The organism is Tatumella terrea, from assembly GCF_039523755.1.
Taxonomy (GTDB): Bacteria; Pseudomonadota; Gammaproteobacteria; order Enterobacterales; family Enterobacteriaceae; genus Tatumella; species Tatumella terrea.
The window spans coordinates 1-24,948 of sequence record NZ_BAAAFX010000026.1 but is presented as its reverse complement, the minus strand read 5'-3'; the positions used below and the strand labels follow the sequence as shown (position 1 = coordinate 24,948).

General features: G+C 54.1%; 23 protein-coding genes. 10 read left to right on the top strand and 13 right to left on the bottom strand.

What is annotated here, in order from left to right; all coding sequences use genetic code 11:
- Positions 1-108: 108 nt before the first annotated feature.
- Genes ABD035_RS16840 through rstA form a run of 3 tightly spaced genes read right to left on the bottom strand, consistent with a single transcriptional unit; the run spans position 109 to position 3,636 of the window.
- On the bottom strand, positions 109-1,593 hold the full coding sequence (locus tag ABD035_RS16840; RefSeq protein ID WP_343871286.1) for a carboxypeptidase M32: 1,485 nt from the start codon (positions 1,591-1,593) through the stop codon (positions 109-111).
- Complete coding sequence (gene rstB / locus ABD035_RS16835; protein ID WP_343871285.1) at positions 1,586-2,911, bottom strand: two-component system sensor histidine kinase RstB; 1,326 nt, start codon at positions 2,909-2,911, stop codon at positions 1,586-1,588. Before rstB ends, ABD035_RS16840 begins: the two co-directional genes overlap by 8 nt.
- The gene (gene rstA, locus ABD035_RS16830) at positions 2,908-3,636 is read right to left on the bottom strand and encodes a two-component system response regulator RstA (protein WP_212712906.1); all 729 of its coding nucleotides are present in this window, start codon (positions 3,634-3,636) and stop codon (positions 2,908-2,910) included. Before rstA ends, rstB begins: the two co-directional genes overlap by 4 nt.
- A gap of 166 nt (positions 3,637-3,802) precedes the next feature.
- Here rstA and ABD035_RS16825 point away from each other — a divergent pair, with 166 nt between their 5' ends.
- On the top strand, positions 3,803-4,210 hold the full coding sequence (locus tag ABD035_RS16825; protein WP_212712905.1) for a hypothetical protein: 408 nt from the start codon (positions 3,803-3,805) through the stop codon (positions 4,208-4,210).
- Between the two features lie 21 nt (positions 4,211-4,231).
- Here the strand turns inward: ABD035_RS16825 and ABD035_RS16820 are convergent, their stop codons facing one another.
- The 4 genes from ABD035_RS16820 to fnr form a co-directional block, all read right to left on the bottom strand.
- Positions 4,232-5,626: a basic amino acid/polyamine antiporter gene (locus ABD035_RS16820; protein WP_343871283.1), complete on the bottom strand. Its 1,395-nt coding sequence runs from the start codon at positions 5,624-5,626 to the stop codon at positions 4,232-4,234.
- Between the two features lie 215 nt (positions 5,627-5,841).
- Positions 5,842-6,795 (bottom strand): DUF1471 family protein YdgH, encoded by a 954-nt coding sequence (gene ydgH, locus ABD035_RS16815; protein ID WP_343871281.1) that lies wholly within the window; start codon positions 6,793-6,795, stop codon positions 5,842-5,844.
- 255 nt (positions 6,796-7,050) lie between these two features.
- A complete protein-coding gene (gene uspE, locus ABD035_RS16810; RefSeq protein ID WP_343871280.1) occupies positions 7,051-8,007 on the bottom strand; it encodes a universal stress protein UspE in 957 nt (318 codons plus the stop codon).
- A 133-nt stretch (positions 8,008-8,140) separates the two neighbouring features.
- Positions 8,141-8,893 carry a fumarate/nitrate reduction transcriptional regulator Fnr gene (gene fnr, locus ABD035_RS16805; RefSeq protein WP_212712901.1) on the bottom strand — a complete coding sequence of 251 codons (753 nt, stop codon included), beginning with the start codon at positions 8,891-8,893 and terminating at the stop codon, positions 8,141-8,143.
- A 313-nt stretch (positions 8,894-9,206) separates the two neighbouring features.
- Between fnr and ABD035_RS16800 the strand changes: the two genes are divergently transcribed.
- Both ABD035_RS16800 and ABD035_RS16795 read left to right on the top strand, forming a co-directional pair.
- Positions 9,207-9,773, top strand: a complete 567-nt coding sequence (locus ABD035_RS16800) for a Smr/MutS family protein (protein WP_343871278.1) — start codon at positions 9,207-9,209, stop codon at positions 9,771-9,773.
- 364 nt (positions 9,774-10,137) lie between these two features.
- Positions 10,138-10,476: a YegP family protein gene (locus tag ABD035_RS16795; protein ID WP_343871276.1), complete on the top strand. Its 339-nt coding sequence runs from the start codon at positions 10,138-10,140 to the stop codon at positions 10,474-10,476.
- Between the two features lie 34 nt (positions 10,477-10,510).
- On the opposite strand, the gene ABD035_RS16790 is transcribed toward ABD035_RS16795, so the two are convergent.
- From ABD035_RS16790 to ABD035_RS16780, 3 genes are all read right to left on the bottom strand, one after another.
- Positions 10,511-11,701, bottom strand: coding sequence for a sugar transporter (locus ABD035_RS16790; protein WP_425579737.1), 1,191 nt, complete (start codon positions 11,699-11,701; stop codon positions 10,511-10,513).
- 138 nt (positions 11,702-11,839) lie between these two features.
- Positions 11,840-12,397, bottom strand: coding sequence for a cytochrome b/b6 domain-containing protein (locus ABD035_RS16785; RefSeq protein WP_343871274.1), 558 nt, complete (start codon positions 12,395-12,397; stop codon positions 11,840-11,842).
- 179 nt (positions 12,398-12,576) lie between these two features.
- Positions 12,577-13,839: an MFS transporter gene (locus ABD035_RS16780; protein ID WP_343871272.1), complete on the bottom strand. Its 1,263-nt coding sequence runs from the start codon at positions 13,837-13,839 to the stop codon at positions 12,577-12,579.
- Positions 13,840-13,931: 92 nt separating this feature from the next.
- Between ABD035_RS16780 and ABD035_RS16775 the strand changes: the two genes are divergently transcribed.
- The 3 genes from ABD035_RS16775 (at position 13,932) to bioD (ending at position 16,928) form a co-directional block, all read left to right on the top strand.
- Positions 13,932-14,822, top strand: a complete 891-nt coding sequence (locus ABD035_RS16775; protein WP_343871270.1) for a LysR family transcriptional regulator — start codon at positions 13,932-13,934, stop codon at positions 14,820-14,822.
- A gap of 113 nt (positions 14,823-14,935) precedes the next feature.
- A complete protein-coding gene (locus ABD035_RS16770; protein WP_343871269.1) occupies positions 14,936-16,144 on the top strand; it encodes an ROK family protein in 1,209 nt (402 codons plus the stop codon).
- A 109-nt stretch (positions 16,145-16,253) separates the two neighbouring features.
- Positions 16,254-16,928, top strand: coding sequence for a dethiobiotin synthase (gene bioD, locus ABD035_RS16765; protein WP_212712894.1), 675 nt, complete (start codon positions 16,254-16,256; stop codon positions 16,926-16,928).
- A 103-nt stretch (positions 16,929-17,031) separates the two neighbouring features.
- Here bioD and ABD035_RS16760 read toward each other — a convergent pair whose 3' ends face one another.
- The 3 genes from ABD035_RS16760 to ydfG all read right to left on the bottom strand — a co-directional run bounded on the left by ABD035_RS16760 (position 17,032) and on the right by ydfG (position 18,557).
- Positions 17,032-17,295 (bottom strand): DUF1161 domain-containing protein, encoded by a 264-nt coding sequence (locus ABD035_RS16760; RefSeq protein WP_343871266.1) that lies wholly within the window; start codon positions 17,293-17,295, stop codon positions 17,032-17,034.
- Positions 17,296-17,337: 42 nt separating this feature from the next.
- Positions 17,338-17,682, bottom strand: a complete 345-nt coding sequence (locus ABD035_RS16755; protein WP_343871265.1) for a DUF1283 family protein — start codon at positions 17,680-17,682, stop codon at positions 17,338-17,340.
- A 125-nt stretch (positions 17,683-17,807) separates the two neighbouring features.
- On the bottom strand, positions 17,808-18,557 hold the full coding sequence (gene ydfG, locus ABD035_RS16750; protein WP_212712891.1) for a bifunctional NADP-dependent 3-hydroxy acid dehydrogenase/3-hydroxypropionate dehydrogenase YdfG: 750 nt from the start codon (positions 18,555-18,557) through the stop codon (positions 17,808-17,810).
- Positions 18,558-18,978: 421 nt separating this feature from the next.
- On the opposite strand from ydfG, the gene guaD reads away from it, so the two are divergent.
- Genes guaD through xdhC form a run of 4 tightly spaced genes read left to right on the top strand, consistent with a single transcriptional unit; the run spans position 18,979 to position 24,870 of the window.
- Positions 18,979-20,322: a guanine deaminase gene (guaD, locus tag ABD035_RS16745; RefSeq protein WP_343871354.1), complete on the top strand. Its 1,344-nt coding sequence runs from the start codon at positions 18,979-18,981 to the stop codon at positions 20,320-20,322.
- Entirely contained in the window at positions 20,306-21,751 is a 1,446-nt protein-coding gene (gene xdhA, locus ABD035_RS16740) for a xanthine dehydrogenase small subunit (RefSeq protein ID WP_343871264.1), read from the top strand. Before guaD ends, xdhA begins: the two co-directional genes overlap by 17 nt.
- A complete protein-coding gene (xdhB, locus tag ABD035_RS16735; RefSeq protein WP_343871263.1) occupies positions 21,741-24,104 on the top strand; it encodes a xanthine dehydrogenase molybdopterin binding subunit in 2,364 nt (787 codons plus the stop codon). The genes xdhA and xdhB overlap by 11 nt, the downstream gene beginning before the upstream one ends.
- Positions 24,094-24,870 (top strand): xanthine dehydrogenase accessory protein XdhC, encoded by a 777-nt coding sequence (gene xdhC, locus ABD035_RS16730; protein ID WP_343871262.1) that lies wholly within the window; start codon positions 24,094-24,096, stop codon positions 24,868-24,870. Before xdhB ends, xdhC begins: the two co-directional genes overlap by 11 nt.
- Positions 24,871-24,948: the final 78 nt, after the last annotated feature.

Genomic DNA, 24,948 nt, shown 5'->3' with positions numbered 1-24,948 from the left:
GGGGCCGTCCGTTGGTGAATGGTATCGTTGTGTAACCGATTGTACAGTCGCGCTAAGCACGCGGAAGAAAACGCCGGCGGCCGGAAAAAACAACCGCCGGACAGGGGGTTAGCGGTAGTAGCGTTGTTCGAGGTGCTGACGGAAAAAGGCCGGATTCAGGGGCTCACCGGTCGCTTTTATCAGCAGTTCGTCTGTTGTCAGTACACTTCCGTGCTGCCAGATATTGTCGTTCAGCCAGCCGGAAATAGTTTGCAGATTTCCGTGGGCGATATCCCCGGACATGCCCGGCAGTTGTTGTTGCGCCGCCGCAAATAACTGAGCTGCATACAGGGCGCCCAGAGTATAGGTCGGGAAATACCCGAAGGCACCGTCCGTCCAGTGAATATCCTGCATACACCCTTGACGGTAATTACCGCGGGTATCGAGCCCCAGGTAGTGGTGCATCTTTTCATCCCACAGGGCCGGGATATCTTCCACCTCGATCTCACCTTCAATCAGCGCTTTTTCGATATCGTATCGCAGCATAACGTGTGCAGGGTAACTCACCTCATCGGCATCAACACGGATAAAGCCAGGTTTTACCTGTTGTGCCAATGCCACAAAGTTGTCTTTTTCCAGCGCTGGTTGAGGCCCGAAGATGGCCGCCGCCTGAGGCTGAATAAACTGCAGGAATTCGCGGCTGCGGCCCAGCTGCATTTCCATAAACAGACTCTGTGACTCATGGATAGCGGTGGAGCGGGCAAGGCCGGCAGGTTGTCCGGCCCACTGTGCCGGCAGATTCTGCTCATAACGCGCATGTCCGGTTTCATGGATCACCCCCATCAGAGCACTCAGCATGTGTTGCTCATCATAACGCGTGGTGATCCTGACATCTTCAGGTACGCCGCCGCAGAAAGGATGGGCACTGATATCCAGCCTGCCATGGTTAAAGTCGAAGCCCAGCGTCTGCATCACCTGCAGGCCGAGCTGCTTCTGCAGAGGAACCGGGAAGGGGCCGCTCGGAGGCAGTGGTGGATTGGCGGACTGTTTTTCCACCACGCGGGCTAATAATTCCGGTAGCCACTGTTTCAGGTAATCAAAGACAGAGTCCAGCTGCTGGCAATCCATCCCGGGCTCGTAAAGATCCAGCAGGGCATCATAACGCGATGTGCCATTGGCTGTTGCACGGATATCGGCTTCCTGACGCGACAGACGCACGACCTCACGCAGGTTTTGTGAAAATCCCTGCCAGTCATTGGCCTGACGCTGGGTTCGCCAGGCATGCTCACAACGCATTCCGGCGATCGATTTAGCTTCCACCAGTTCTGCCGGCAGCAGTGCGGCCTGTTGCCACTGACGGGTCATCTCCCGCAGGTTGGCACGCTCATCCGGTGTCAGGGAAAGATCGGCGGCAGCCTGTAACAGTTCGGCGGTTTCTTTACCGGTCAGTATCTGATGCTGTAATAAGCTCAGTTCCGCCAGGGCTTCGCCACGGGCTTCACTTCCGCCCGCAGGCATCATGGTCTGCATATCCCAGCCAGCGATCGCCGACAGGTGACTGAAACGGGAGAGGCGGCGAAAGCGCTGACACAATCGGGTATAGGCGTTATTCATTTGAGCTTCCTTTTAAAAGTGCCGGGGGGAACGTCCGGGGGGCTTGTGTGACCGGCCAGCAGAAGCGTACCGACGCGCCACCCAGCGGGCTGCTGTCGATGGTTACCGTTCCGCGGAATGCCTGGGCAATCGAATAAACAATGGCCAGGCCCAGTCCGCATCCGCCGGTGGCCCTGTCTCTGCTCGGATCCAGCCGGACAAAAGGTTCAAATACATGTTCACGTTCTTCCGGCGGAATACCCGGACCATCATCTTCGACCTGCATCATCCCCATCGAGCCATCAAACCACAGGCTGATACGCAGCCTGCGCACCGAATACCGTAGCCCGTTGTTAACCAGATTATCCAGCACCCGCTCCATCAGGCGTAAATCGGCGTATCCCTGATTCTCCTGTTGCGGTATATCGAGCTCGATGCTGTGTTCCGGGTGCAGAGAGCGGACATCATCGATGCGCCCGGTCAGCCAATGGGCCAGGTCGATATGTTGTATCTTCAGATCGACTTTAGGGCGATCCAGCCGGGCGTAGGTCAGCAGTTCTTCTATTAATCCTTCCAGCTGGCTGATATCCCGGTTCAGTGCGGCTGCTTCGTTTTCTGTCAGGTTATCACTCATCTCCAGCCGGTAGCGCAGGCGTACCAGCGGGGTTCTTAATTCATGAGCGATACCGTCAATCAGCTGTTTTTTGCTGGCGACCAGCAGCTTGATATTCTCAGCCATCTGGTTAAAGGCAATCCCTAACCGGTAAAGACTGGAGGTGTTATCGAAGTGAGTACGTGAGTCGAGATCCCCCTGACCAAAACGCTGTGCTGCACGTTCCAGTTTCTGCATCTCTTTCCAGTGTGGCCGCATCCAGATAAACACCGGCAGTGCCAGCGACATGCCGATAAACGCCAGCAACGCAATATCCAGCAACCGCATCTGGTGCAGATAGAAAAGATAAGGGATCGGGCCGACAGACAGCACATAATGGCTGCGCGGAATATGCTGCAGGAAGGTGTACTGGTCATCCAGCGCCACAATCTCTCCGGCACGAAGCCTGCGCATATTCTCCGGCGTCAGGGTGTAGCGGCTCATCGGCTCAATATGCAGCTTAAACGACAGGTTAAGATCCAGATTATCAATGGTCTTATTCCAGTCATGGGGCGGGATTTCCCGCAGCTCAGTACGCATTAAATAAAGAGAGCTGGCCATCAGGTCATTCATCGACTGGCGACCGGCCCGCTCTGCGGTCATTTTATAGACCAGCCCGACCAGCAATGTCATGACAAGAAAGCAGGCAAACAACAGAAGATAAAACTGGATAAACAATTTCTTCATTCTGAGTGGGTATCCCAGGCCTGAGGAGCGAACAGGTATCCTTTATTACGGATGGTCTTGATGCGGAAAGGCTCGGTCGCGTTATCATGCAGTTTTTTACGTAACCGCGAGATAGCGACATCGATACTGCGGTCCATTCCGTCATAACTGACACCGCGTAAGGTTTTCAGCAGTGCATCACGGTTAAGGATTTTACCGGCATGGCTGGCAAGTTCCCAGAGCAGATCAAAATCGGCCGTGGACAGGGGAATTTGTTCATCCGCCAGCGTCACTTCACGGTTCAGCATATCGATGGTTAGTGTCCCGAAACGGATAAGCCTGGCGGGGGCAGTTCCGCTGGAATGTTCCTCCACGGAATGATTCTGCTGGGACTGCCGTAAATGCAGACGCAACCTGGCCAGCAGCACGGCAGGCGGAGTGGTCTTCAGGATATAGTCATTGGCACCCATTTCCAGCGCAAGAATATGGTTCATATCGCTGTCCAGCGATGTCAGCAGCACAATCGGTCCGTTCCAGCTGGTACGGAGATCCCGGCATAAGGTCATACCGTCTTTTCCGGGCAGCATAATGTCCAGCATCACCAGGTCTGGTTGTTCTGAAATAATAGTTTGTTCGGCGCGGTCGCCGCGGGTCTCGACAACCACGTCAAAATCATGTTTTCCCAGGTAAGCGGCGATCAATTCGCCTACTTCCGGTTCATCTTCTACGTAAACTATTTTATTCATAATTAACAATAATTATTTATATTTAACACGTAAATAACCTGCCTCAATAATATCTGATACGTTAGCACGAAAAAGGTATCTGTTGCTGGTGCATTCCCTACATAATATGCCATTATTATTTTCGGATATGTGAGTCACCGAAGGAACGCTTCTACAAGGGGGTTGAGTGTCTGATGATAAATTAGCCTCGGGCATACATAATCAATGCATCTGTTTTAATTACAGCGATTATCTCTCTTCATCCTGTAAAAAACAGTGGAGCTTTGTTGATGCAATCTATGGCGTGTTACCGGTTTTCGGAATAGTGACACGCAAAACATTGCGTAACGATCCTCAGGTTACGGATGCCGAGCTCTTTAAAGAGATGGCCCTGCAGATTATTTCAACTCAGGTCAGTGATGAAATCAATATCGCACGGCTGATTGCGCTCGCGGAACAACAGAAAATTGTGAGTTTTGATATTCAGCTGCCTTACCCGCTCTCTGAAGGGCAATTAGCCGGGATTTATGAAGAGTATCGCAAACCGCTGATACTCAGACAAGCCGGAGATTGTCTGAGTATCGTGCTTACCTGAGCCTTAACGGTTGCCGGCCTTTCAGGCCCGCAGTTGCAGGATGCCGGTGCCCAGGGCAGCAAGCAGCAGCAGGGTGATCAGCAACTTATCCCTGCGCGTCAGCGCAATGCTCTGCGGGGCGGTATAACGGGCATAGATAAACAGAAACAGTCCCGGCGCGTACAGCATCAGCGACATCACCAGGTTGACCGGCCCGGAAGCATACAGCAGCCAGAATCCATAGACCGACGCGCCGATGCCGGTCAGTAGTGCCGCGGACATTCTGCGCCCGGCGGTCTTAATCAGAAACAGCCCCACCAGCAGATACGGAACCAGCACCATCTCAGAGGCAATATTCAGCAGGTTATTATAATCCGCATGGGTCAGCCCGATAATCAGCAGACAGACCTGAACGCTGCCGTTAGTCAGCCAGAGAGAGGCGGACGGGGCATCATGCCGGTTCTGACGGGAGATAATACGCGGGAAGGAATCTGTGCGTGCTGCCAGGAAAGGGATCTCTGCGGCCATAATGGTCCAGCTCAGATAGGCCCCCGACACAGAGAGTACCAGTCCGGTCACAATAATGACCGTGCCCCAGTGGCCGATCATCGCGGACAGCAGCCCGGCCATCGACGGGTTATGCATCTCAGCCAGCTGCGTACGCGGCACAATTCCCAGCGATAATAATGTTACCAGCAGATACACCAGCAGAGCCGCCAGCACAGCCCACAGCGTTGCCCGGCCGACATCACGCCGGTGACTGGCGCGGGCTGAGATCACCACCGCACCTTCCACCCCGATAAATACCCACAGGGTGATCAGCATCGTCTGTTTGATTTGCGACCAGAGGGGGACGCCCAGGCTCAGTCCGCGGAAATCATGGACAAAGTTGTTAAAGCGGAACGCAAATATCGCCAGTACGACAAACAGAAACAGCGGGATCAGTTTCCCGAGGGTAGCCAGCAGGTTGATACTGGCGGCGGTCTGAACGCCCCGCAGCACCAGGAAATGGACCAGCCACAGCAATAATGAGGCACCCGTAATGGCAGGCCAGGTATTTCCCTCACCGAAGATAATGTGTCCCGGACTGTCGGTAAAGAAACTGAGGGCCGAAAAGACGATCACCAGGTAAGACACATTGGCGATGACGGCACACAGCCAGTAGCCCCATGCCGAACAGAAACCGACGACCTCGCCAAAACCAGCCCGCGCATAGGTATAGATGCCGCCATCCAGGTCGGGGCGCATCCGGCTGAGTAACAGCATCGCCAGTGCAAGAAAGATGATACCGGCTCCGGTGATCAGCCACCCGCAGAGTAACGCGGCGGGGCCGGCGACGGCGGCCATATTTTGTGGCAGGCTGAAGACACCGGCCCCCAGCATCGAACTCAGTACCAGGGCTGTTAATGCGCCAAACCCTAATTTTTTCTCTGACATGACATTCCTGATTAAAATAGTACCTGTTACGCCGTTTCACGCGATAAGCAGAAGAAGCTGCTGGCGAATGAAATTCAGATGAAATTTATCACCGGATACGGCCGGGCGGTGATTCTACGGAGTGGGGCAAGGGAACGCAATGCGAAAAAGGATCAAAGCGGGGGAACAGCGGCCTCCGCGGGTAAATAATATTCCCCGCGGAGGCGGATAAGGCATTATTTAAACAGTTCTGCCGTCACGGTCAGGTTACCACCGCTCTGGTTCTGCCACTGACGGGTGATGTGGTAGAACTTAGCGCCTGTCTCTGCGGCGCGACGCCCGATGGCATCCGAGACTTCTGTCGGTGTTCCGAAGTGTCCGGTGATGGTCACCGTATCAAACGGTGTCATCTGTGCCGCCGTCAGCGCGCTGAGATCCTGGACGGTACGGCCATCCGGGAGCGTGACAGTGTAACGTTTACCGGTCGAGGACTGGGTCTCAAAGAAGCGGCCGATACTTCTGTCCGGGGTATCGGAAGAGGCAACCCCCGGGATTTCGACATTCTTCGCAGCACTGCCACCTGCCGCTAATGCGGCTTTACCGGCTTCAGAATTTGCAGGAATGGCATCCGGGCTCTGAACCTGGCGGGTTTTGGCATCGGCTTTATAGATATAGGCGGTGATATACTGGTTGCCGCCATTGTTGGCATCTATCTGGCGTACGATAAAAAACGAGGCTGCGCCCTTCGCTTTAGCGGCACGGGTAATGGCATCGACCACATCCGGCTGACTCGGGAAATAGCCGCTGACCGTCACGGTATCAAAAGGCACCAGCCGGTAAGCCTCCATTTTAGGTAACTGCTGAACACCGTTAATGGTACGGAAACCGGTTTTTTTAGGGGCCGGAGCCGCATTGCTGTGATACAGCGCGGCAGTCACACGCCAGTTACCACTGTTGCCGGTGGCATCATTCACACCTTCCACATAGAATGCCGCCGCACCTAATTCATCCGCCCGTCGGGAAACCGCATCACTGGCATCTCCCAGTGAATTAAAGTGACCGGTGATAGTGATGCGGGTGAAAGGTTCCAGCTGAGCGGCTTTTTCCGGGGTCAGTACCTGAGCTGCGAAAGCATTTACCGTGGTTACGGAGAAAAGCGCCGCAACTAAAAAAGTTTTCTTTAGATTCATAAACAAATAATCCTTTCCCTTACGCCTGAATGAGTCGAAACGATGCCGGATATTAATAAATAGCCTGTTTGCCGACGATTATTGCATGTAATAAATGTGCTGTCTCAGTCAATTTAATCATTACGCCGGGCAGAGATGAAAATGTCCCTGCCCCAGGGCCAGCACAGCTGACAATGATGGCTGAACAGAATACTACGGCAGGATGATCATCTGATGAACGGCTTCCCTGCGGGCGCAGGGAAGCCGGGAGGGGAATTATTGATTTTCTGGCTGAGGGTCGTTTTTCGTTTCAGGGGCGACGAAGTCATCAGGTTTAATGACCAGCAGGTCACAGCGCAGATGATCGATCACCTGTTCGGCGGTATTTCCCAGGAAGGCCGCGGAGAGTCCGGTACGGCCAAGGGAACCGAGAACCACGACCCCGGCATCCAGTTGCGTCGCGGTCGCCGTAATCACTTCTTCAGGATCGCCTTTTTCCACATGGGTGAATTCATCACTTACAGAAAACAGCTGACGCAGGGCCTTCATCGCAATCAGGTGCTGACCCCGGATGGCTTCATTGTAGGTTTCAGGATCAAAGTCAGGCAGTTCAATCGCAATATTGACCGGTGTCAGCGGATAAGCCCCGACCAGATGTACTTCGGTGTGGTTGACCATCTCCGCCAGTCGCTGACTTTCCCGGACCAGTTTCTGGTTCAGAGCATCGTGGTGGGGTTCATCGCTGGAAAGGTTCACCGCCACCAGAGCTTTACCGCCCTCCGGCCACGGCTGATCTTTGACCATCCAGACCGGGCTTGGGCACTTGCGCAGTAAATGCCAGTCTGTGGGGGTGAAGATCACCGATTCCAGCCGATCATGCTGATGCGCCATCTTCAGAACCAGATCATGCCGGTATTCCACCACTTCATCGATGATGGCTTCATGAGGGCGGTTGTGCCAGACCACTTTGATTTCGATGTTGACCCCGGCATCGAGATAAGCTTTCGCCTGCTGCCGGATCCATTCACTCCGCTGATTAATGACTCCCTGCCGCATACTGGTGCGCTCATCCGGCGAGAGCAGGGTGGTCATTTCATAGGAAAAGTCATAGATAGGCAGAAAGGCTTTAATTGTTCCGCCGATACGCTGATTAAGATAGACCGCACGCCGTAACGCCGGTTGATCGTCCTGCTCCGGGTCAATAGCGACCAGCACATTCTGATAGATGGACATCTCTGACATCTCCACGGAAAACCTCTGATTGACTAAAGATAGCCTAAGTTATTCGCAGGGAGAAGAAAAGTTATTACAGGGCATGGCCATTCCGGGCCACGCCTGTCATCCGGAAGGAACGCGCCTGCAGCGGTTAGCTGCAGGGGGCAGTCTGACCCGCCAGCTCGGTCAGCATGGCATGGTTCTCAATCGTGATATATTTTCCTTTCACGGCGAGCATACCGCTCTTCTGGAAACGTCCCAGCAAACGGCTGATGGTCTCAACGGTCAGCCCGAGGTAATTACCGATATCTCCACGAGTCATCGTTAAACGAAACTCACGCTGAGAGAAACCGCGCTGGGCAAACCGGCGGGAAAGATTCCAGATAAAAGCGGCCAGACGTTCTTCGGCACTTTTTTTCGACAGCAGCAGGATCATGTCCTGATCGCTTTTGATTTCCCCGCTCATCAGGCGCATCATCTGCTGGCGCAGGGCCGGCATTTTGCCTGACAGGTCATCAAGGGTTTCGAACGGGATTTCGCAGACCATTGAGGTTTCCAGGGCCTGAGCGAAGCTGGGATGATGGCTGGTAATAATGGCATCGAAACCGACTAAATCGCCGGCCAGATGAAAACCGGTGATCTGTTCATCACCCTGTTCGGTAATGGTATAACTTTTCAGCGTGCCGGAACGAATGGCATAAAGTGATTTTAATTCGTCACCCGCTTTGAAAAGTGACTGGCCTTTCTGAATGGGTTTTTTACGCTCAATGATGTTATCCAGCTGGTCAAGCTCATGTTCATTCAGGGTAAAAGGGATGCATAACTGATTGATACTGCAATCCTGACAATGGATTGCGCAACCGCCAGATTGAACCCGACGAATAATCCTTTTTTCTGGAATCATAATTCAGTTCCGGTAGTGATTAACTGACAAAGATTTTAACATTTTTCGCGAAGAAAAACAGGTTTATAGGCGTCTGTTACTAAATTATTTTAAATTTTAAAAAATATTTTTAAAATATTTCGTGAATTCATCAGGTTATTCACCGGTGGCAGTATAAACTAAATTATCTCCACAGGTTAAGCAGGGGTATAGATTACCTTAAAGTGATCACAGATTCAGAATTTACTCAGGGTTATCTGCGATAAAAGCCCGGCCCGGCAATAGCGGCGTCGGGGGTCCGCGGTAACCGGTTCCGGGCTGGCGAGGGGGAATAATGACTCTTCACGATGATCATGAAGCGTTTATAAACGCAATGTCGGACGTTAATCCGCTTAAAAACAATGACAAACGGTATTTGTCGCGTCCGGTAAGCCAGGCGCCGTCGCACGGGGCTGAAGGCAGTACGGCAGAGAGTCTGCCGCTGTCCCCCCTGACACTGTTACCATTAACCGCAGAGCCGGAATATCGTTGTCGCGGATCCCAGCCGGGTGTGATGGATAAATTACGGCGGGGGCATTACCGGCCGGAAGGATCACTTTCGCTGTTACGGGTGCGGCCGGAAGATGCCCGTCTGCAATTATTGCGGTTTATCGCCGAGGTCAGACGGCGCGGTGGCCGTAATATTCTTATTATCCATGGCAAATCCCGTGAGATGAGAGGACCGGCAAATGTATTACGCAGTTATCTGATGATGTGGTTGCCTGAATTAGCGGAGGTCCAGGCCTGTTGTATGGCTGCACCGCGTGATGGCGGAAGCGGGGCGATGTATGTTTCTCTTAGAAAAACAGAAGCCTGCCGGAACGACAACAGAGAGCGGTTCTCCGGAAAAGCCCCCGGCTAATGCTGTCCTGGCGGGAGGGGTGGCGATAAAAGCACCATCTATGTTAATTATGTTATGTTATTAACTATTGTGATAACGCACTGTGGTAATAACGATCACGGATGATACTGTGCTTAGTGCTTAGTGCTTAGTGCTTAGTGCTTAGTGCTTAGTGCTTAGTCAGGTGCAGTGATACCGGCCCGGGTGTCGGGGAATAACGCCGCCATTACCCGCAGGGGCGCAGACGGTGGTGCAGACGGTGATTAAGCCGACACAGCGCTTCGCTGAGCGGTGATAACCTTTCTAACCTTTCTGCTTTTTCTTTGTTGATTTTTTGGTCAATCGGGCAAACACTTAAAACGGTTAACCCGATAAAGGAGCGAACATGAGTGGAAAGTATGAGGTCTTCCAGGGGAAAGATCAGCAATATTATTTCCGTCTGAAAGCCGCCAATGGTGAGATTATCCTCAGCAGCGAGGGATATACGACAAAGAGTGCGTGTCACAACGGGATTGCTTCGGTTCAGAAACACAGTGCCGATGATCAGTATTATCAGCATCTGACGGCCAAAAATGGCGAACCTTATTTTACGCTGCGTTCGGCCAATCATCAGGTGATTGGGAAAAGTGAGCTCTACAGCTCGACTGCCGCACGGGACAAAGGCATTGAGTCGGTGAAAAAAAACGGGCCGGAAAGTCAGATCACTGAGCTTCCGGCCCGCTGAACGAGTGACTCTCCCCGGAATGCCGGGGAGATTTTCAGAAGTTAGAGCGGAGTTGCGGGTATTTACGCAGGCTGTACAGACACCATAACAGGCTCACGGCACCAAAAGCTGCACCGACATAACCCACCGCGGCCATTCCGATATGACCACTGACCTGATTACCGATCAACGCGCCGGCACCGATACCGATATTATAAATACCGGACATCAAAGACATCGCCACATCTGTCGCATCCGGGGCCAGGGACAATACCCGGACCTGCATCGCCAGGTTGATCGACATCATCGCGATCCCCCAGACAATACACAACAGGCTGATCTCACCCGGGTGGGCGGCGGTCAGCCACAACAGACCCATACAGAGGGTAATCGCCGCGATGGCCCCGGCCAGTAATGCAGAAGGCAGACGTTTCCCCAGGGCGCTGAACAGCACACTACCGAAGATCCCCGCGCCGCCGAACAGTAATAACAGCAGGGTGGTAAAGTTTTCATCCTGGTGCGCGATCTGCTGCATAAACGGCTCAATATAACTATAGGCCGTGTAATGCGCCGTCACGACCAGGGTGACCAGCAGATACATACTCATCAGGGCAGGACGGCGGCACAGTTCCGGCAGACTTTTCAGGGAGCCGGTGTGTTCGCTGGTCATTTTTGGCAGCAGCCGTGCCAGCATAATCATCAGTACGAACGAGGCGACGCCGATCAGACCGAAGGTGGTACGCCAGCCCATGGTCTGGCCGATAATCCGTCCCAGCGGCACCCCTAGTACCATCGCCAGAGCGGTCCCGGTCGCTATCATACTCAGCGCCTGGGTCTTTTTACCCGGTGGTGCAATACGGATAGCCAGAGAGGCATTGATCGACCAGAACACCGCATGGGTGATGGCGATACCGATCCTGGAAATCAGCAGGGTATTGAAGCTCCAGGCGAAGGCGGACAGAATATGACTGGCAATGAAAATGACCAGTAAACCGACCAGCAGGATCCTGCGTTCAATATTGCGGGTAACCAGCATCAGAGGCAACGACAGCAGGGCGACACACCATGCGTAAATTGTCAGCATGATGCCGACATCCGCCGTTTTCATATTGAAACTGGCAGCAATATCGGACAACAGCCCGACAGGGACAAATTCTGTGGTATTGAAAATGAAGGCTGCAATAGCCATCAGTAGCACCCGTAACCAGGCAACTTTCCTGGAGGTGTGGCCCGGGGTTTCATGCATTGTTTGCGGATCTGCTGTCATAAAAAATGCTTTTTACCTTAGCTGTTGAGTGATCTAAATCACACTATAGAACAATTGTGACGACTTTACCGGGCAGAGGGAACCATTAATTGTCCTGTCTGTTGAAGAAATGAACGATTATTTTACTGTCCGCCACCGCCGTGGGAGCATATTTTGCAGGGCATTATCTTCACGCAGGAAATGGTGAGCCAGAGCGGCCATCGCGTGTAAGCCAATCAGCCAGTATCCGGACAGTGCCAGGATCTCATGCCAGCGGATAATCTGATGGCTCAGTACAACATCGGGGTGCGGCGACTGTGGCATCGGAATACCAAATAATTGCCAGGGGATCCCATGCAAATAACGTGAGGTTATTCCCATCACCGGCAGACCGATAAACAGCAGATAGAGCGCGCATTGCCCCAGCCAGGAAACCAGTTTATTCAGCCAGTGTAAGCGGGGCGTAATCTGCGGCGATTTAAAGACGAACCGTAAGGCCAGGCGTACGATCATCGCGGTTAAAATCAGCACACCGCAACTCATATGGGTGCCGGTCAGGATCCTGCCCTCTAAAGACCCGCGGGTGGCCATGGTCCGCAACTCGATGGTCGCGTATACAATTACCAGCAATATCAATGTTAACCAGTGCAAACGGATTTGCCAGCGGTGGTAACCCCCCTGATAGTTTTCGGACATCATCTTCTCCGCAGATTTAATATACCCGGGTCCGCGATATGGGTGTCAGGCCGGACCGAAAAAGAGCAGACAGTATAAGATAAAACGTGGCGGAAGTAGTCATTAAACAGGACGGGAAACAGCGGCGGGCAGGCACAGGAAGGGTTCAGCGCCCGTGACAGGGCGCTGAGGTCGTGTCGTCAGGTCACAGGTTGCAGGCGACGCATCAGTTTATAGCCAACAAACAGCGCCAGACATAAGAGCACGGCGATAAATGCGGCCACACCCGGCCAGCCGTAAAGTTTCCAGAAGATCCCGCCGGAGGTCCCGGCAATGCTCGAACCACCGTAATAGCAGAACAGATACATCGAGGAGGCCTGGCCTTTGGCGCGACGGGCACGGATGCCTATCCAGCTGCTGGCAATAGAGTGTGCCGCAAAGAAGCCGCCGGTGAACATCAGCAGACCCGGCAGGATCAGCCACACAGTGGGGAACAGTGTCAGCAATACACCTGTCAGCATCAGGCCTGCGCAAAAGAGGAACACCGGGCCACGGCCGAAGCGTGCACTCAGGGCTCCGGCCTTGGGTGAACTCCAGGAACCGGCCAGATAAACAATGGAGATCAACCCGACGGTGGCCTGACTCATAGAATACGGGGCATTTAACAACCGGTACCCGATATAGTTGAACAGGGTGACAAACGCCCCCATCACCAGGAAGCCGATGATAAACAGCAGCGGCAGGCCTTTATCACGGAAATGCAGACGGAAATTAATGAACAGCGCTTTTGGCTTCAGGGCGACCGGGCGGAAGTGGCGTGAAGCCGGCAGAATTTTGGCAAACATTACTGCGGAGGCCAGGGCACAGCAACCAATGCTCAGAATGGCTATCCGCCAGCTGGCGATGTCGGTGATCACCCCGGTCAGTAACCGGCCGCTCATTCCACCTATCGAGTTGCCGCTGATATAAAGTCCCATGGAAAATGCCAGTACCCCGGGGTGCATCTCTTCGCTCAGGTAGGTCATTGCTACGGCTGCCACACCACTCAGTGATAATCCGAGCAGGGCACGCATCATCAGCATTCCGGTCCAGCTTGTCATCAGCGAAGAGGCGATAGTGAAGCAACCCGCCAGGATCAGCGCGCCGACCATCATTTTCTTCCTGCCTACCGCATCCGAAATCGGCCCGGTGATCAGCAGACCGATCGCCATACAGGCGGTAGAGACAGAGAGCGATACGCTGCTCATCGCAGGAGTGATATCAAACTGATGGGAAAGCACCGGAAGTATCGGCTGAACACAATAGAGTTGGGCAAAAGTGGCAAGGCCGGCAGAAAACAGGGCGAGGGTGACCTGCAGGAAAGCCCGGGTGCCGCGAGTAATATAGGGGGATTTACTTCGCGGTTGGGCAGGGCTCTCTTCTTCCGTTAACGGAAGCGTCGTCGCCCGGGACGTACTGTTCATGAAAGATCCTCTGTTGTTCGGGTGCAGATACTCTAGGAAACCGTAAATAAGTTGTCTAATATATTAATAATCTCAAATAAGATGATTTACATATGAATATCGAGTTAAGGCATCTGCGCTACTTTATTGCGGTGGCGGAAGAACTGCATTTCGGACGCGCGGCACGGCGGCTGAATATCTCTCAGCCGCCGCTCAGTCAGCAGATCCGTCAGCTGGAAGACGCGGTGGATGCCTGTCTGTTCGTCCGAAATAACCGGCGGGTAGAGCTGACAACCGCCGGTCAGCAGTTTCTGACCGATGCCAGGGCTATCCTGCTGCAGGTGGATCAGGCCAGCGAACGGGCTTCCCGTCTGCATTATGGCGACAGCGGTGAATTACGTATCGGCTTTACCTCCTCAGCACCGCTTATCAAACAAATTCCTGACGTGGTCTACCAGTTTCGCCGACGCTATCCGGATGTCCATTTGCACCTGCAGGACAGAAACAGCCGGCAGTTGCTGACTCCGCTCCAGGAAGGGCGGATTGATCTGGCGATCATGCGTAATACGCCGCTGCCGGATGATCTCCAGTACCGCTTACTCCAGACCGAAACCATGTGTGCGGTGGTCCATAAGGACCATCCCCTGGCCGGTGAACGAAAAATTTCTCTGCAGCAGTTACGGGATGAGTCGTTTATCTTCTTTGATCATCAGGGGGGGACGGCGCTGTACAGTGAAATCCTCGGCCTGCTGCAACGCTATGAGGTGACGCCGAACATCACGCTGGAGGTCGGGGATGCCATGGCCATTCTCGGGCTGGTGGCAACCGGCCTCGGAGTGTCTATCTTACCGAGGTCATTCCGCCGGGCACGGCTCAGTGAAGTTGTCTGGCTGGAGCTGACCGAAACCGATGCCCGTTCTGAATTATGGATGGTCTGGTCAGCGCACCGGCAGGTAACGGCCCCGTTACGTCATATGCTGGAGTTACTGGCTACGTTATCCTGAGATAATCTTGTGTGAAGTCAATCACATTTCCTTATTTGTTGCCGTCCGCCCCTCGGTAAATCCCCCATAATCATTCTGATTCAGGGGGTAACGAAAATACAGGGAGGCGGCGAGTGTACGCAAATCAGCCAGGACATATCGACCTGATCCGGCAGGTGAACGCCGGGATAGTCTATCGCCTGATTGACTGTTACGGGCCGGTGTCCAGAATCGAGCTGTCACGCCTTTCTCTGCTGGCGCCGGCCAGTATCACCAAAATTATCCGGGATATGCTCGAGGCGCGGCTGGTCCGGGAGTGTGCGCTGACCGATGCGGGCCTGCGGGGGCGCCCGGCAACCGGTCTGGTACTGGACTGTGATAGCTGGCAGTTTCTGGTGCTGCGGATGACAGGACGGTTCCTGCAGATGACGCTGCGGGATCTCAGTGGCCGGGAAGTGGTCAGTGCCCGGCAGTCTTTGCCCGACGATCCCGCGACCTCTCTTCCCGACTATTTCTCTGAGGTGATCGGGGACTTTTTTTCCCGCAATCACGCACTGACCGAACGCCTGACAGCGATCACCCTCCTGTTGCCGGGCATCATCCATGCCGCCAGCGGAACCGTACACCGTATACCTTATTATGATGCGAAAGACATTCCACTGGGGCAGATCCTGCATCAGCGGATTGGGCTTACAATTTATGTGCAGCAGAATGTCAAAGCCAGCCTGCTGGCTGAGCATTACTTCGGTGCAGCCCGCGGCTCGGGGGATATTATCCAGCTGGTGGCGGGCCGGCAGATTGAGGCCGCGGTGATAAGCTCAGGCAGACTCCTGCACAAGGACAGCACCACGCAGGCAGAGATTGGTCATACGGTAATGGCGGCGGGAGGCCATCGTTGTGAGTGCGGGCATTATGGCTGTCTGAATACGCTGGCGGGAAGTGGTCCGCTGACAGAGCGCTGGCAGCAGGCATGGATGGCCTCCGGGCATACTGCGTTGCCGGAAGCTGATGTTCCGGGGTTATGTCATGCAGCACTTTCCGGCCATCTGCCGTCACAGGCGATCATCCGTGATTGCGGCCAACAGATGGGTCGTGCTCTGGCCATGCTGGTCAATCTGTTCAATCCTGAATATATATTGATAGATTCTGCCTTGAATAGTGCAGCGGAAATTCTTTATCCCGCGCTGTATTCCGCGATAAAAAATGAATCTGTGGCCAGCCGCAGAGACCTGCTTATCATCAGACCTGCCAGTTTTAGCCCGGCAGACACCCGCCCGGGAACCGCGTTGATTAAAGATGCTTTATACAGCGGGGAACTGTTGCTTCAGCTTTTACAAGGTTAAGTTACCCTAAACTTGCGTTAACGCAATTCCTCACCCCCGGCGATCCCCTAAAATGTGATTTACATTCAATTAACTGATATATCCGTAATGGTTCATCCAGGGAGCTTACGTGAAAAAAGTGTTTATTACAGGCACCGACACAGCTGTAGGTAAAACAGTCGTCTCACTGGCGTTGTTGCAGGCAGCCACCCAACAGGGAAAAAGTTGTGTGGGATATAAGCCGGTCGCGAAGAATGCCCGGCCGACGGAGGAGGGGATGCGTAACAACGACGCACTGCTATTACAAAAGGCGAGCAGCGTCGGGCTTCCCTATGACGTCATTAATCCGTTTCCGCTTTCCGGCGATGAGATCAGCACAAGCCCGGGGTGCCGGGTGGATTATGAGGTTCTGACCGCGGGACTGAATAACATCAGTGCACAGTCTGACTGTGTGGTGGTGGAAGGTACCGGCGGATGGCACTGCCTGATGAATAACGAAAGACCGCTGTCAGACTGGGTCGTCAGTCAGCAATTACCGGTGATCCTGGTGGTCGGGATCAAACTGGGGTGTATTAATCATGCACTGCTCAGCGCCGAAGCGATCCTCAGTGATGGTGTACCGCTTTACGGGTGGATAGCCAACCGTATCAATCCGGGGCTGGCAGAATATGCCAGTATTATTGACGTACTGAAAAAACAGATCGGAGCCCCTTTACTGGGCGAAATTCCGTACCTGCCCAGAGCAGAACAACGGGATTTGACACGATATCTGGATTTGTCACGGGCGGAAGAGGCGGTAATTTAGGCTTACAGGCTTACAGGCTTACAGGCTTACAGGCTTACAGGCTTACAAGCTTACAGGCTTAGATGAGATGAGACAGGAGCAGGGGACCTGCTCCTGTAACGGATTAGCCGGCGGAAGACGGGCTGTTGCTGTCGTTCAGACGCTTATAGACCAGCTTCTGGCTGTCGTTCTGGCAATGTCCGACAACCACACCGCCTTGCTGATCGGCCTGGTCGCTTGGCACGATATCCAGGCTGAAGCCGGATTCAGGCACACCGTTAGCAATGATCTTTTTGCTGATATCGGCTTTGACCGACTCACAGGAGGCCTGAGCCAGTAAAGGGCAGGTAATCAACAGGGCACCGGCCCACAGAATTTTACGTTTCATAGGTAGTTCCTTTTCTTTGTAAAGACGCAATTGTTATTATCATCAGGGAGTGACAGGACGTCCGGTACGCCTGTCTAAACAGCGCAGAGTGTTTGGCTCCCAGTAAGCATTGAGATTTGCACTCTGCTCACATTTATCACGGGTATCGAAAGCGTTATCTGCTTTATCAAACTCTTTCTCAACCCTGCGATTCACTTTATGCCGCAGTGAGCGGGTCTCGTCCCACTGCTGCTGGCGCTCACGCGCTTCTTCTTTTGTCAGCGCATTATCGCCGTTATCAATAACAATGTGCTGAGTCGCCGCCCGGGCGGCAGGTATTGCTGCCAGCGTTCCGCAACCCATCACCGCACACAGAAGCACCGGTAAAATTCCAGAAGTCTTTTTCATATTGAGTTCCTTTACTCTCAATCACGGACAGCCGGCCTTAGCTGTACCTGCTTCCGTCAGTATAACATTTGAACGGCCTGACCTGCCAGCCTCTGTCCGGAGCGGTGAGCGGGGACACGGGTCACTCAGCCATTCTTTATCACTTTCAGTCCACCATAGGCCTGGCAGACCGGCATCATTTCCAGGGTATTAATGTTGACATGGGCCGGCAGGGTAGACACCCAGTAAACAGATTCGGTCACATCTTCGGCTGTCAGCGGCTGTGTCCCGTCATAGACAGAACTGGCTTTGCTGTCATCTCCTTTAAAGCGGACATTTGAAAACTCAGTACCGCCGACCAGCCCTGGTTCGATATTGGTGACCCGTACCGCCGTGCCCTGCAGGTCGGTACGCAGATTGAGACTGAACTGACGGACAAAGGCCTTCGTGGCGCCGTAGACGTTGCCGCCCATATAAGGCCAGTTACCGGCTGTAGACCCGATATTAATCACGTGACCTTTATTACGGGCTACCATACCCGGTAATACGGCCCGGGTCATAAATACCAGACCTTTGGCATTGGTATCTATCATGGTTTCCCAGTCGTCAGTACTGGCATTCTGTGCCGGTTCTATGCCCAGCGCCAGCCCGGCATTATTGACCAGAATATCGATAGCCTGCCATGCCTCGGGTAATTCGCTCAGGGCGTTATCGATAGCGTCTTTGTCGCGGACATCCAGCCGGAGGGGATACAGACTATCGCCGTGAGTGTCTTTCAGTTGCTGCAGGCGGTCGGCCCGACGTCCGGTGGCAATCACTTTATGTCCGTTTTCGATAAAACGACGGGTAATAGCTTCACCAAATCCTGCTGTCGCGCCTGTCACCAAAATAATCATGTTTTATTCCTTTTATTTTCCTGAGATGTCCCCTAAACATAGCATTGAAAACTGACACATGCCTATCGCTTATCAATGGCAGCGGGTGGCGGTTATCTGCGCATCAGCCATGCGCTCTTTCGTTGTGCACCGGCAACCCCGCTGCACTCTGACAGTGCAGCGGGGTTGCCGGTAACCGTGCTTCACCGGGAATGATTATCAACGCAACCGGTTGCCGGATAAATGCAACCGGTTGCTTTTATTTCAACCCGTAAAACGGCATGCTCCGGAAACCATTCGGGCATAAACAGGTTAACTTGTTGAAAATGAATAACTTTTCAATAAAAAATACTCTGGCATGTTACTTGCAATAGTATCCTGATAACGGATGGGTTATCAGCCGATTTCGGGAAAGAGACCGGAAAGGAGACGGGAAACTATGATGTCAAAAAAACGCCTGCAGGGATTCCGTGCCGCATTTATCCATTATGCGGGAGTGGCTCACCACAGTGATGAAATTGCAGGGCAATTACGTTATCTGCCCGATGGCTTGCTATTAATTGCCGACGGGAAGGTCGTTTCGCTGGCTCCCTGGACCGGCAGGGAGGATGTGCCGGAAGGCTGCGTGTTTACCGACTATCAGGGTCGGCTGATTATGCCCGGCTTTATCGATACCCATATTCACTATCCACAGACAGAGATGATTGCCGCGTACGGGGAACAACTGCTGGAGTGGCTGGAACAGTATACCTTTCCGGTGGAAAGCAAGTACGGAGACAGTGAGTATGCCAGTGCGATGGCGGCCTTTTTTATCCGTCAGCTTTTCAGTCATGGCACGACCACTGCGCTGGTCTTTGCCTCTGTGCATCCGGAATCTGTAGATGCGCTCTTCCGGGAAGCTCAGAAGTACGCCATGCGTATTATTGCCGGTAAAGTCATGATGGACAGGCATGTGCCCGCGGCTTTACAGGAAGATCCGGCCGAAAGCGCCCGGCAGACCCGTGAACTGATCGAACGCTGGCATGGAAAAGGGCGGCTGGGTTACGCCATCACCCCGAGATTTGTTCCTACCTCCTCACCGGCACTGATGGAACAGGCGGGCGACCTGCGCCGTGAATATCCGGATGTCTGGATGCAGACCCATCTGAGTGAAAATTTACGGGAGATTGAGTGGGTCAGTGAGCTTTACCCGGAACATGACAGTTACCTCGGCGTCTATGACCATTACCGGCTGACAGGGAAACGCAGCGTCTTTGCACACTGTATTCATCTGCAGGATCAGGAATGGACGTGTCTGGAACAGACCGGCTCTTCCGTAGCTTTCTGTCCGTCTTCTAATCTGTTCCTCGGCAGCGGTCTGTTTAAGTTGTCTGCAGCGAAGGCGAGGAAAATTCCGGTCGGGATCGGTACCGATGTCGGTGCCGGAACCAGTTTTAGTCTGCTGCGTACACTGGGGGATGCCTATAAGGTGCAGCAATTACAGAGCTATAAACTGAATGCCTGCGAAGCTTTTTATCATGCCACGCTCGGCGGCGCTCATGCGCTGGACCTGGATAATGTTATCGGTAACTTCGCACCGGGGAAAGAAGCTGACTTTATTGTGGTTGACCTGAAGGCCACACCGCTGCAGAAACTGCGCTGTGCCGGAAGTCAGGATATTACGGATCAGCTTTTTGTCCTGATGACACTGGGGGACGAACGTAATATCACCCATACCTGGGTTAACGGCGAATGTGTCTGGGCGCAGGGTGAGACACAGGAGAATGACCATGCAATTTTTGCTTAATCAGCAGCTGATTACGGTCAGTCATCTGGACCCGAATATGACGGTGCTGAATTATCTGCGGGAAGAGAAACAGCGGTGCGGTACCAAAGAGGGCTGTGCCTCGGGCGACTGTGGTGCCTGTACGGTGGTGGTGGCTTCACTGGAAGAGGATGAACTGAAGTATCAGACGGTGAACAGTTGCCTGACACTGGTCAGTGCCTTACACGGCAAACAACTGATCACCGTGGAAGACCTGCAGGAGGGACAGCAGCTTCACCCCGTACAGCAGGCCATGGTCGATAACCATGCCTCTCAGTGCGGTTTCTGTACCCCGGGCTTTGTGATGTCCCTGTTTGCCCTGATGAAACACAAGGGTCCCGGCGGACATACAGAGACAGAACAGGCGCTGGCCGGTAACCTCTGCCGCTGTACCGGCTATCGCCCAATCCTGCAGGCCGCCAGTGATATTATGCGTCAGGGGACGGGGCAGGATCAGTTTCTGCGTCAGCAGGCGCTGACGAAAAAACAGCTCAATGCGATACAGACACCGGAAATACAGGTCCTTCAACAAGAGGCGCGGGTCTGTTATCTGCCGCAGAATGTGACACAGCTTGCGGGACTTTGTCAGCAGCATCCCGATGCCGTGCTGGTGGCCGGGGGGACCGATCTGTCGCTGGCCATTACCCAGTCTCATCAGCGGTTCCCGGTGCTGGTGGCGCTGAGCCATGTACCGGAGCTGAAACAGTGTTACCGTCAGGGAGAGAGGCTTGTCATCGGTGCGGCCGCCAGCCTGACCACGGTTGCCACATTTCTGGAACAACATATTCCGGCGACGAAGGCGCTGTTCAGCCGGTTTGCATCCTTACAAATCCGTAATCAGGGCACGGTCGGCGGTAATCTGGCTAACGCGTCACCGATTGGTGATTGTGCGCCTGTGCTTCTGGCAATGGATGCACAGCTGATACTGCAATGCGGGGAGCAGCAACGTCAGCTGCCTCTGGAAGAATTTTTTACCGGTTACCGGCAAACGCGCCTTCAGCCGGGAGAGTTTATACACTCGGTGATCATTCCATCCGTGACACTGTCACAAAAAATCAGCCTGCATAAGGTTTCAAAACGGATGGATGATGATATTTCAGCTGTCTTCGCCGCAATGACGATTTCTGCAGACCCTCAGGGGCGTGTGGAGTTTGTGCGGATCGCCTACGGCGGAATGGCCGCGACGCCCTGCAGGGCACGTCACTGTGAAGCCGCACTCTCCGGGCAGGTTATTACCGTGGCACTGATCGAGCAGGCCTGTGCCGCACTGTCTGAAGATTTTCAGCCATTGAGTGATTTCCGGGCCAGTGCCGGATACCGACGTAATGTGGCGGCAAATCTGTTACGTCGCTGGTATTTCCGCTATAGCGATCCTTCTGACCTGACGGAGATCTCCGACTATGTCTCATAATTCTGTCGCGCTCTCCCGGGAAGCCCTGAAAGCACTGTTTGACGCTGAAAGTCCGGCCACGGTCGGCAGTCCGCTAATCCATGAGAGTGCTAAAAAGCATGTCTGCGGTGATGCGTTGTACATCGATGATAAAACCTGTCTGGCCGGGACGTTGCATCTGGCTCCGCGGCTCAGTGAACATGCCCGTGCACGGATTATGACGTTGGATGTCAGCCGCTGTTATGACGTGGAGGGGGTGGTCCGGGTGATCACTTGCCAGGATGTGCCGGGGGTCAATGATATTGGTCCGTTAGAAGCCGGTGATCCGTTACTGGCCGATGGCGAAGTGTTCTACCACGGGCAGATCGTGCTGGTGGTCGCGGCCGAAACCCGTGAAGCGGCCTTTGAGGCGGCGGCACGGGCGGTAATTGAATACGAACCGATGGAGGCTGTGCTGGATGTGCGTCAGGCACTGGCTCAGGAGTTCTATGTGCAGGAGCCGCATCGTCACCAGCGCGGAGATGTCGCGGCGGCCCTGGGCCTCGCAAAACACCGGTTGCAGGGAGAGTTTTCCATCGGGGGGCAGGAACACTTTTATCTGGAAACCCAGACGGCACTGGTTCTGCCGGCCGAGGACGACTGTGTCACCGTTTACTCTTCGACCCAGAACCCGACCGAAGTACAGAAGCTGGTGGCTTCCGTACTGGATATCCCGATGAGTCATGTGGTGATCGATATGCGCCGGATGGGGGGCGGATTCGGGGGGAAAGAAACCCAGGCCGCCGGGGTAGCTTGTCTCTGTGCGGTGGTTGCCCGCCTGACAGGACGGCCGGCAAAAATGCGCTTATCCCGCAGTGACGATATGCAGATCACCGGTAAACGCCACCCGTTCTATGTCCGTTATGACGTGGGTATCGACGAACAGGGCCGTTTCAGCGGTGTGAACATCGACCTGGCGGCAGACTGTGGTTATTCGCTGGATTTAAGTGGTTCGATTGTGGACCGAGCGATGTTTCATGCGGATAACGCCTATTACCTCGGGGATGCCTGTGTCACCGGTTACCGCTGCCGGACCCATACCGCGTCTAATACCGCCTACCGGGGGTTTGGTGGCCCGCAGGGGATGCTGGCCATTGAGCATATTATGGGGCATATCGCCACATTTCTGGGGTGTGACCCGTTGGCTATCCGTCAGCTTAATTACTATGGCGGCGAAGGACGTAACACCACCCATTATTATCAGCAGATTAAGCATGACCGGATGCCGGAAATCACCCGGCAGCTGATCAGCGACAGCGATTATCACCGGCGACGTGAAGACATCCGTGCATTTAATGCAAGCCATACCCGGCTGAAGCGCGGACTGGCCCTGACCCCGGTGAAATTCGGTATTTCTTTTACTTCCGGGTTTCTCAACCAGGCGGGGGCACTGATACTGATTTATACCGACGGTACGGTGCAGCTGAATCACGGTGGCACAGAGATGGGACAGGGGCTGAACACCAAAGTGATTCAGGTGGTGGCGCAGGTACTGCAAATCAACCCGTCGAAGATCCGTATTATGGCCACCGATACCAGTAAAGTCCCGAATACCTCACCGACGGCAGCCTCCAGCGGGGCCGATCTTAACGGTAAAGCGGCACAAATTGCGGCCACCACCTTACGTACACGTCTGACAGAGATGCTGGCAGAGAAACATCAATGCCGTGACGAAGAGATCGTGTTCCGTAATGGCGTGATACGTGCCGCTGATCACTATTACAGCTTTGCGGATGTTGCGCAGATGGCCTGGCTGAGTCAGGTGCCATTATCCGCCACCGGGTATTATAAAGTCCCTGAAATTCACTACGATCGTGCCGCGGGGCGCGGACAACCTTTCTACTATTTTGCCTATGGTGCCGCCTGCTGTGAGGTGATCATCGACACTCTGACCGGAGAATATCGCCTGCTGCGGACAGACATTCTGCATGATGTCGGTACATCACTGAATCCTGCCCTGGATATTGGCCAGATTGAAGGGGGATTTGTGCAGGGCCAGGGATGGCTGACCTGCGAAGAGTTGTTCCGGGACAACAGCGGTAAACTGATGACCCGTGGGCCGGCCAGCTATAAGATCCCGGCCGTCAGCGATATGCCGATCGATTTCCGGGTCAAATTGCTGGAAGAGAGAGAGAATAGTCAGCCGACGGTCTACCATTCCAAGGCCGTCGGGGAGCCGCCTTTTATGCTGGCAATCGCGGTGTTCTGTGCCCTGCAGGATGCGATTTCAGCGACGGCGGACTACCGCCATTATCCACTGACCGACAGCCCGGCGACCCCGGAGCGCGTGCTGGCAGGGATACAAAAACTGCGGGAGGCCGGGAATGGACAATGACGACTGGATCACCCGGCTTGCGGAGTTGCGCGAGGCGGGGATGTCGTGTGTGCTGGTGACCGTGATGGGGGAACGTGGTTCGGTTCCCCGTGGCGGCGGCAGTAAGATGATCATTACCGGAGAGCAAAGCTGGCTGACCATCGGCGGAGGACAGCTGGAATTCCGCTGTATGGAAATTGCCCGTGAAATGCTGCAACAGGGGGAATGCCAGCCACGTTATGAGCAGTTTTCGCTGGGAGCCAGATTTGCGCAATGCTGTGGCGGGGCGGTTTCCGTCTTTTTTGAACCGCTGTGGAATTCACGTCCGCAGGTTGTGGTTTTGGGGGCCGGTCATGTCGGACAGGCACTGATTGCCTTACTGGCGACCTTACCCTGCCAGCTGGTCTGGGCGGACAGCCGGGCAGAATATTTACAGCATGCCCCTCAGGGGGTGCGCTGTTATTGTGAAACAGAATTAGTCGATGTGGTAACGGCGGCCGTGCCCGGCAGCTACTTTGTGGTGATGACCCATAACCATGACCTGGATTTACAGCTGGCAGAGAAGGTGCTGCGCCGGGGGGATTGCCGGTATCTGGGGGTGATTGGGTCACAGACTAAGCGGCAGCGATTTCGCTACCGGCTGGAAGGCAAGGGGATGACTGCCGGAGAACTGGAGACGATGCGTTGTCCGGCCGGGATCGCCGAAGTGAGTGGTAAACTGCCGGCGGAGATCGCCGTATCCATTGCCGGAGAAATTATCGCTGAATACCAGAAGGACCGCGGCTAAGCCACTTTGGTCGCTGATAGCCCGGAATACCGGGCCGCAGAGAGTCGCCAGGCGTAGCCCGGTTTGGTGCACATTGCT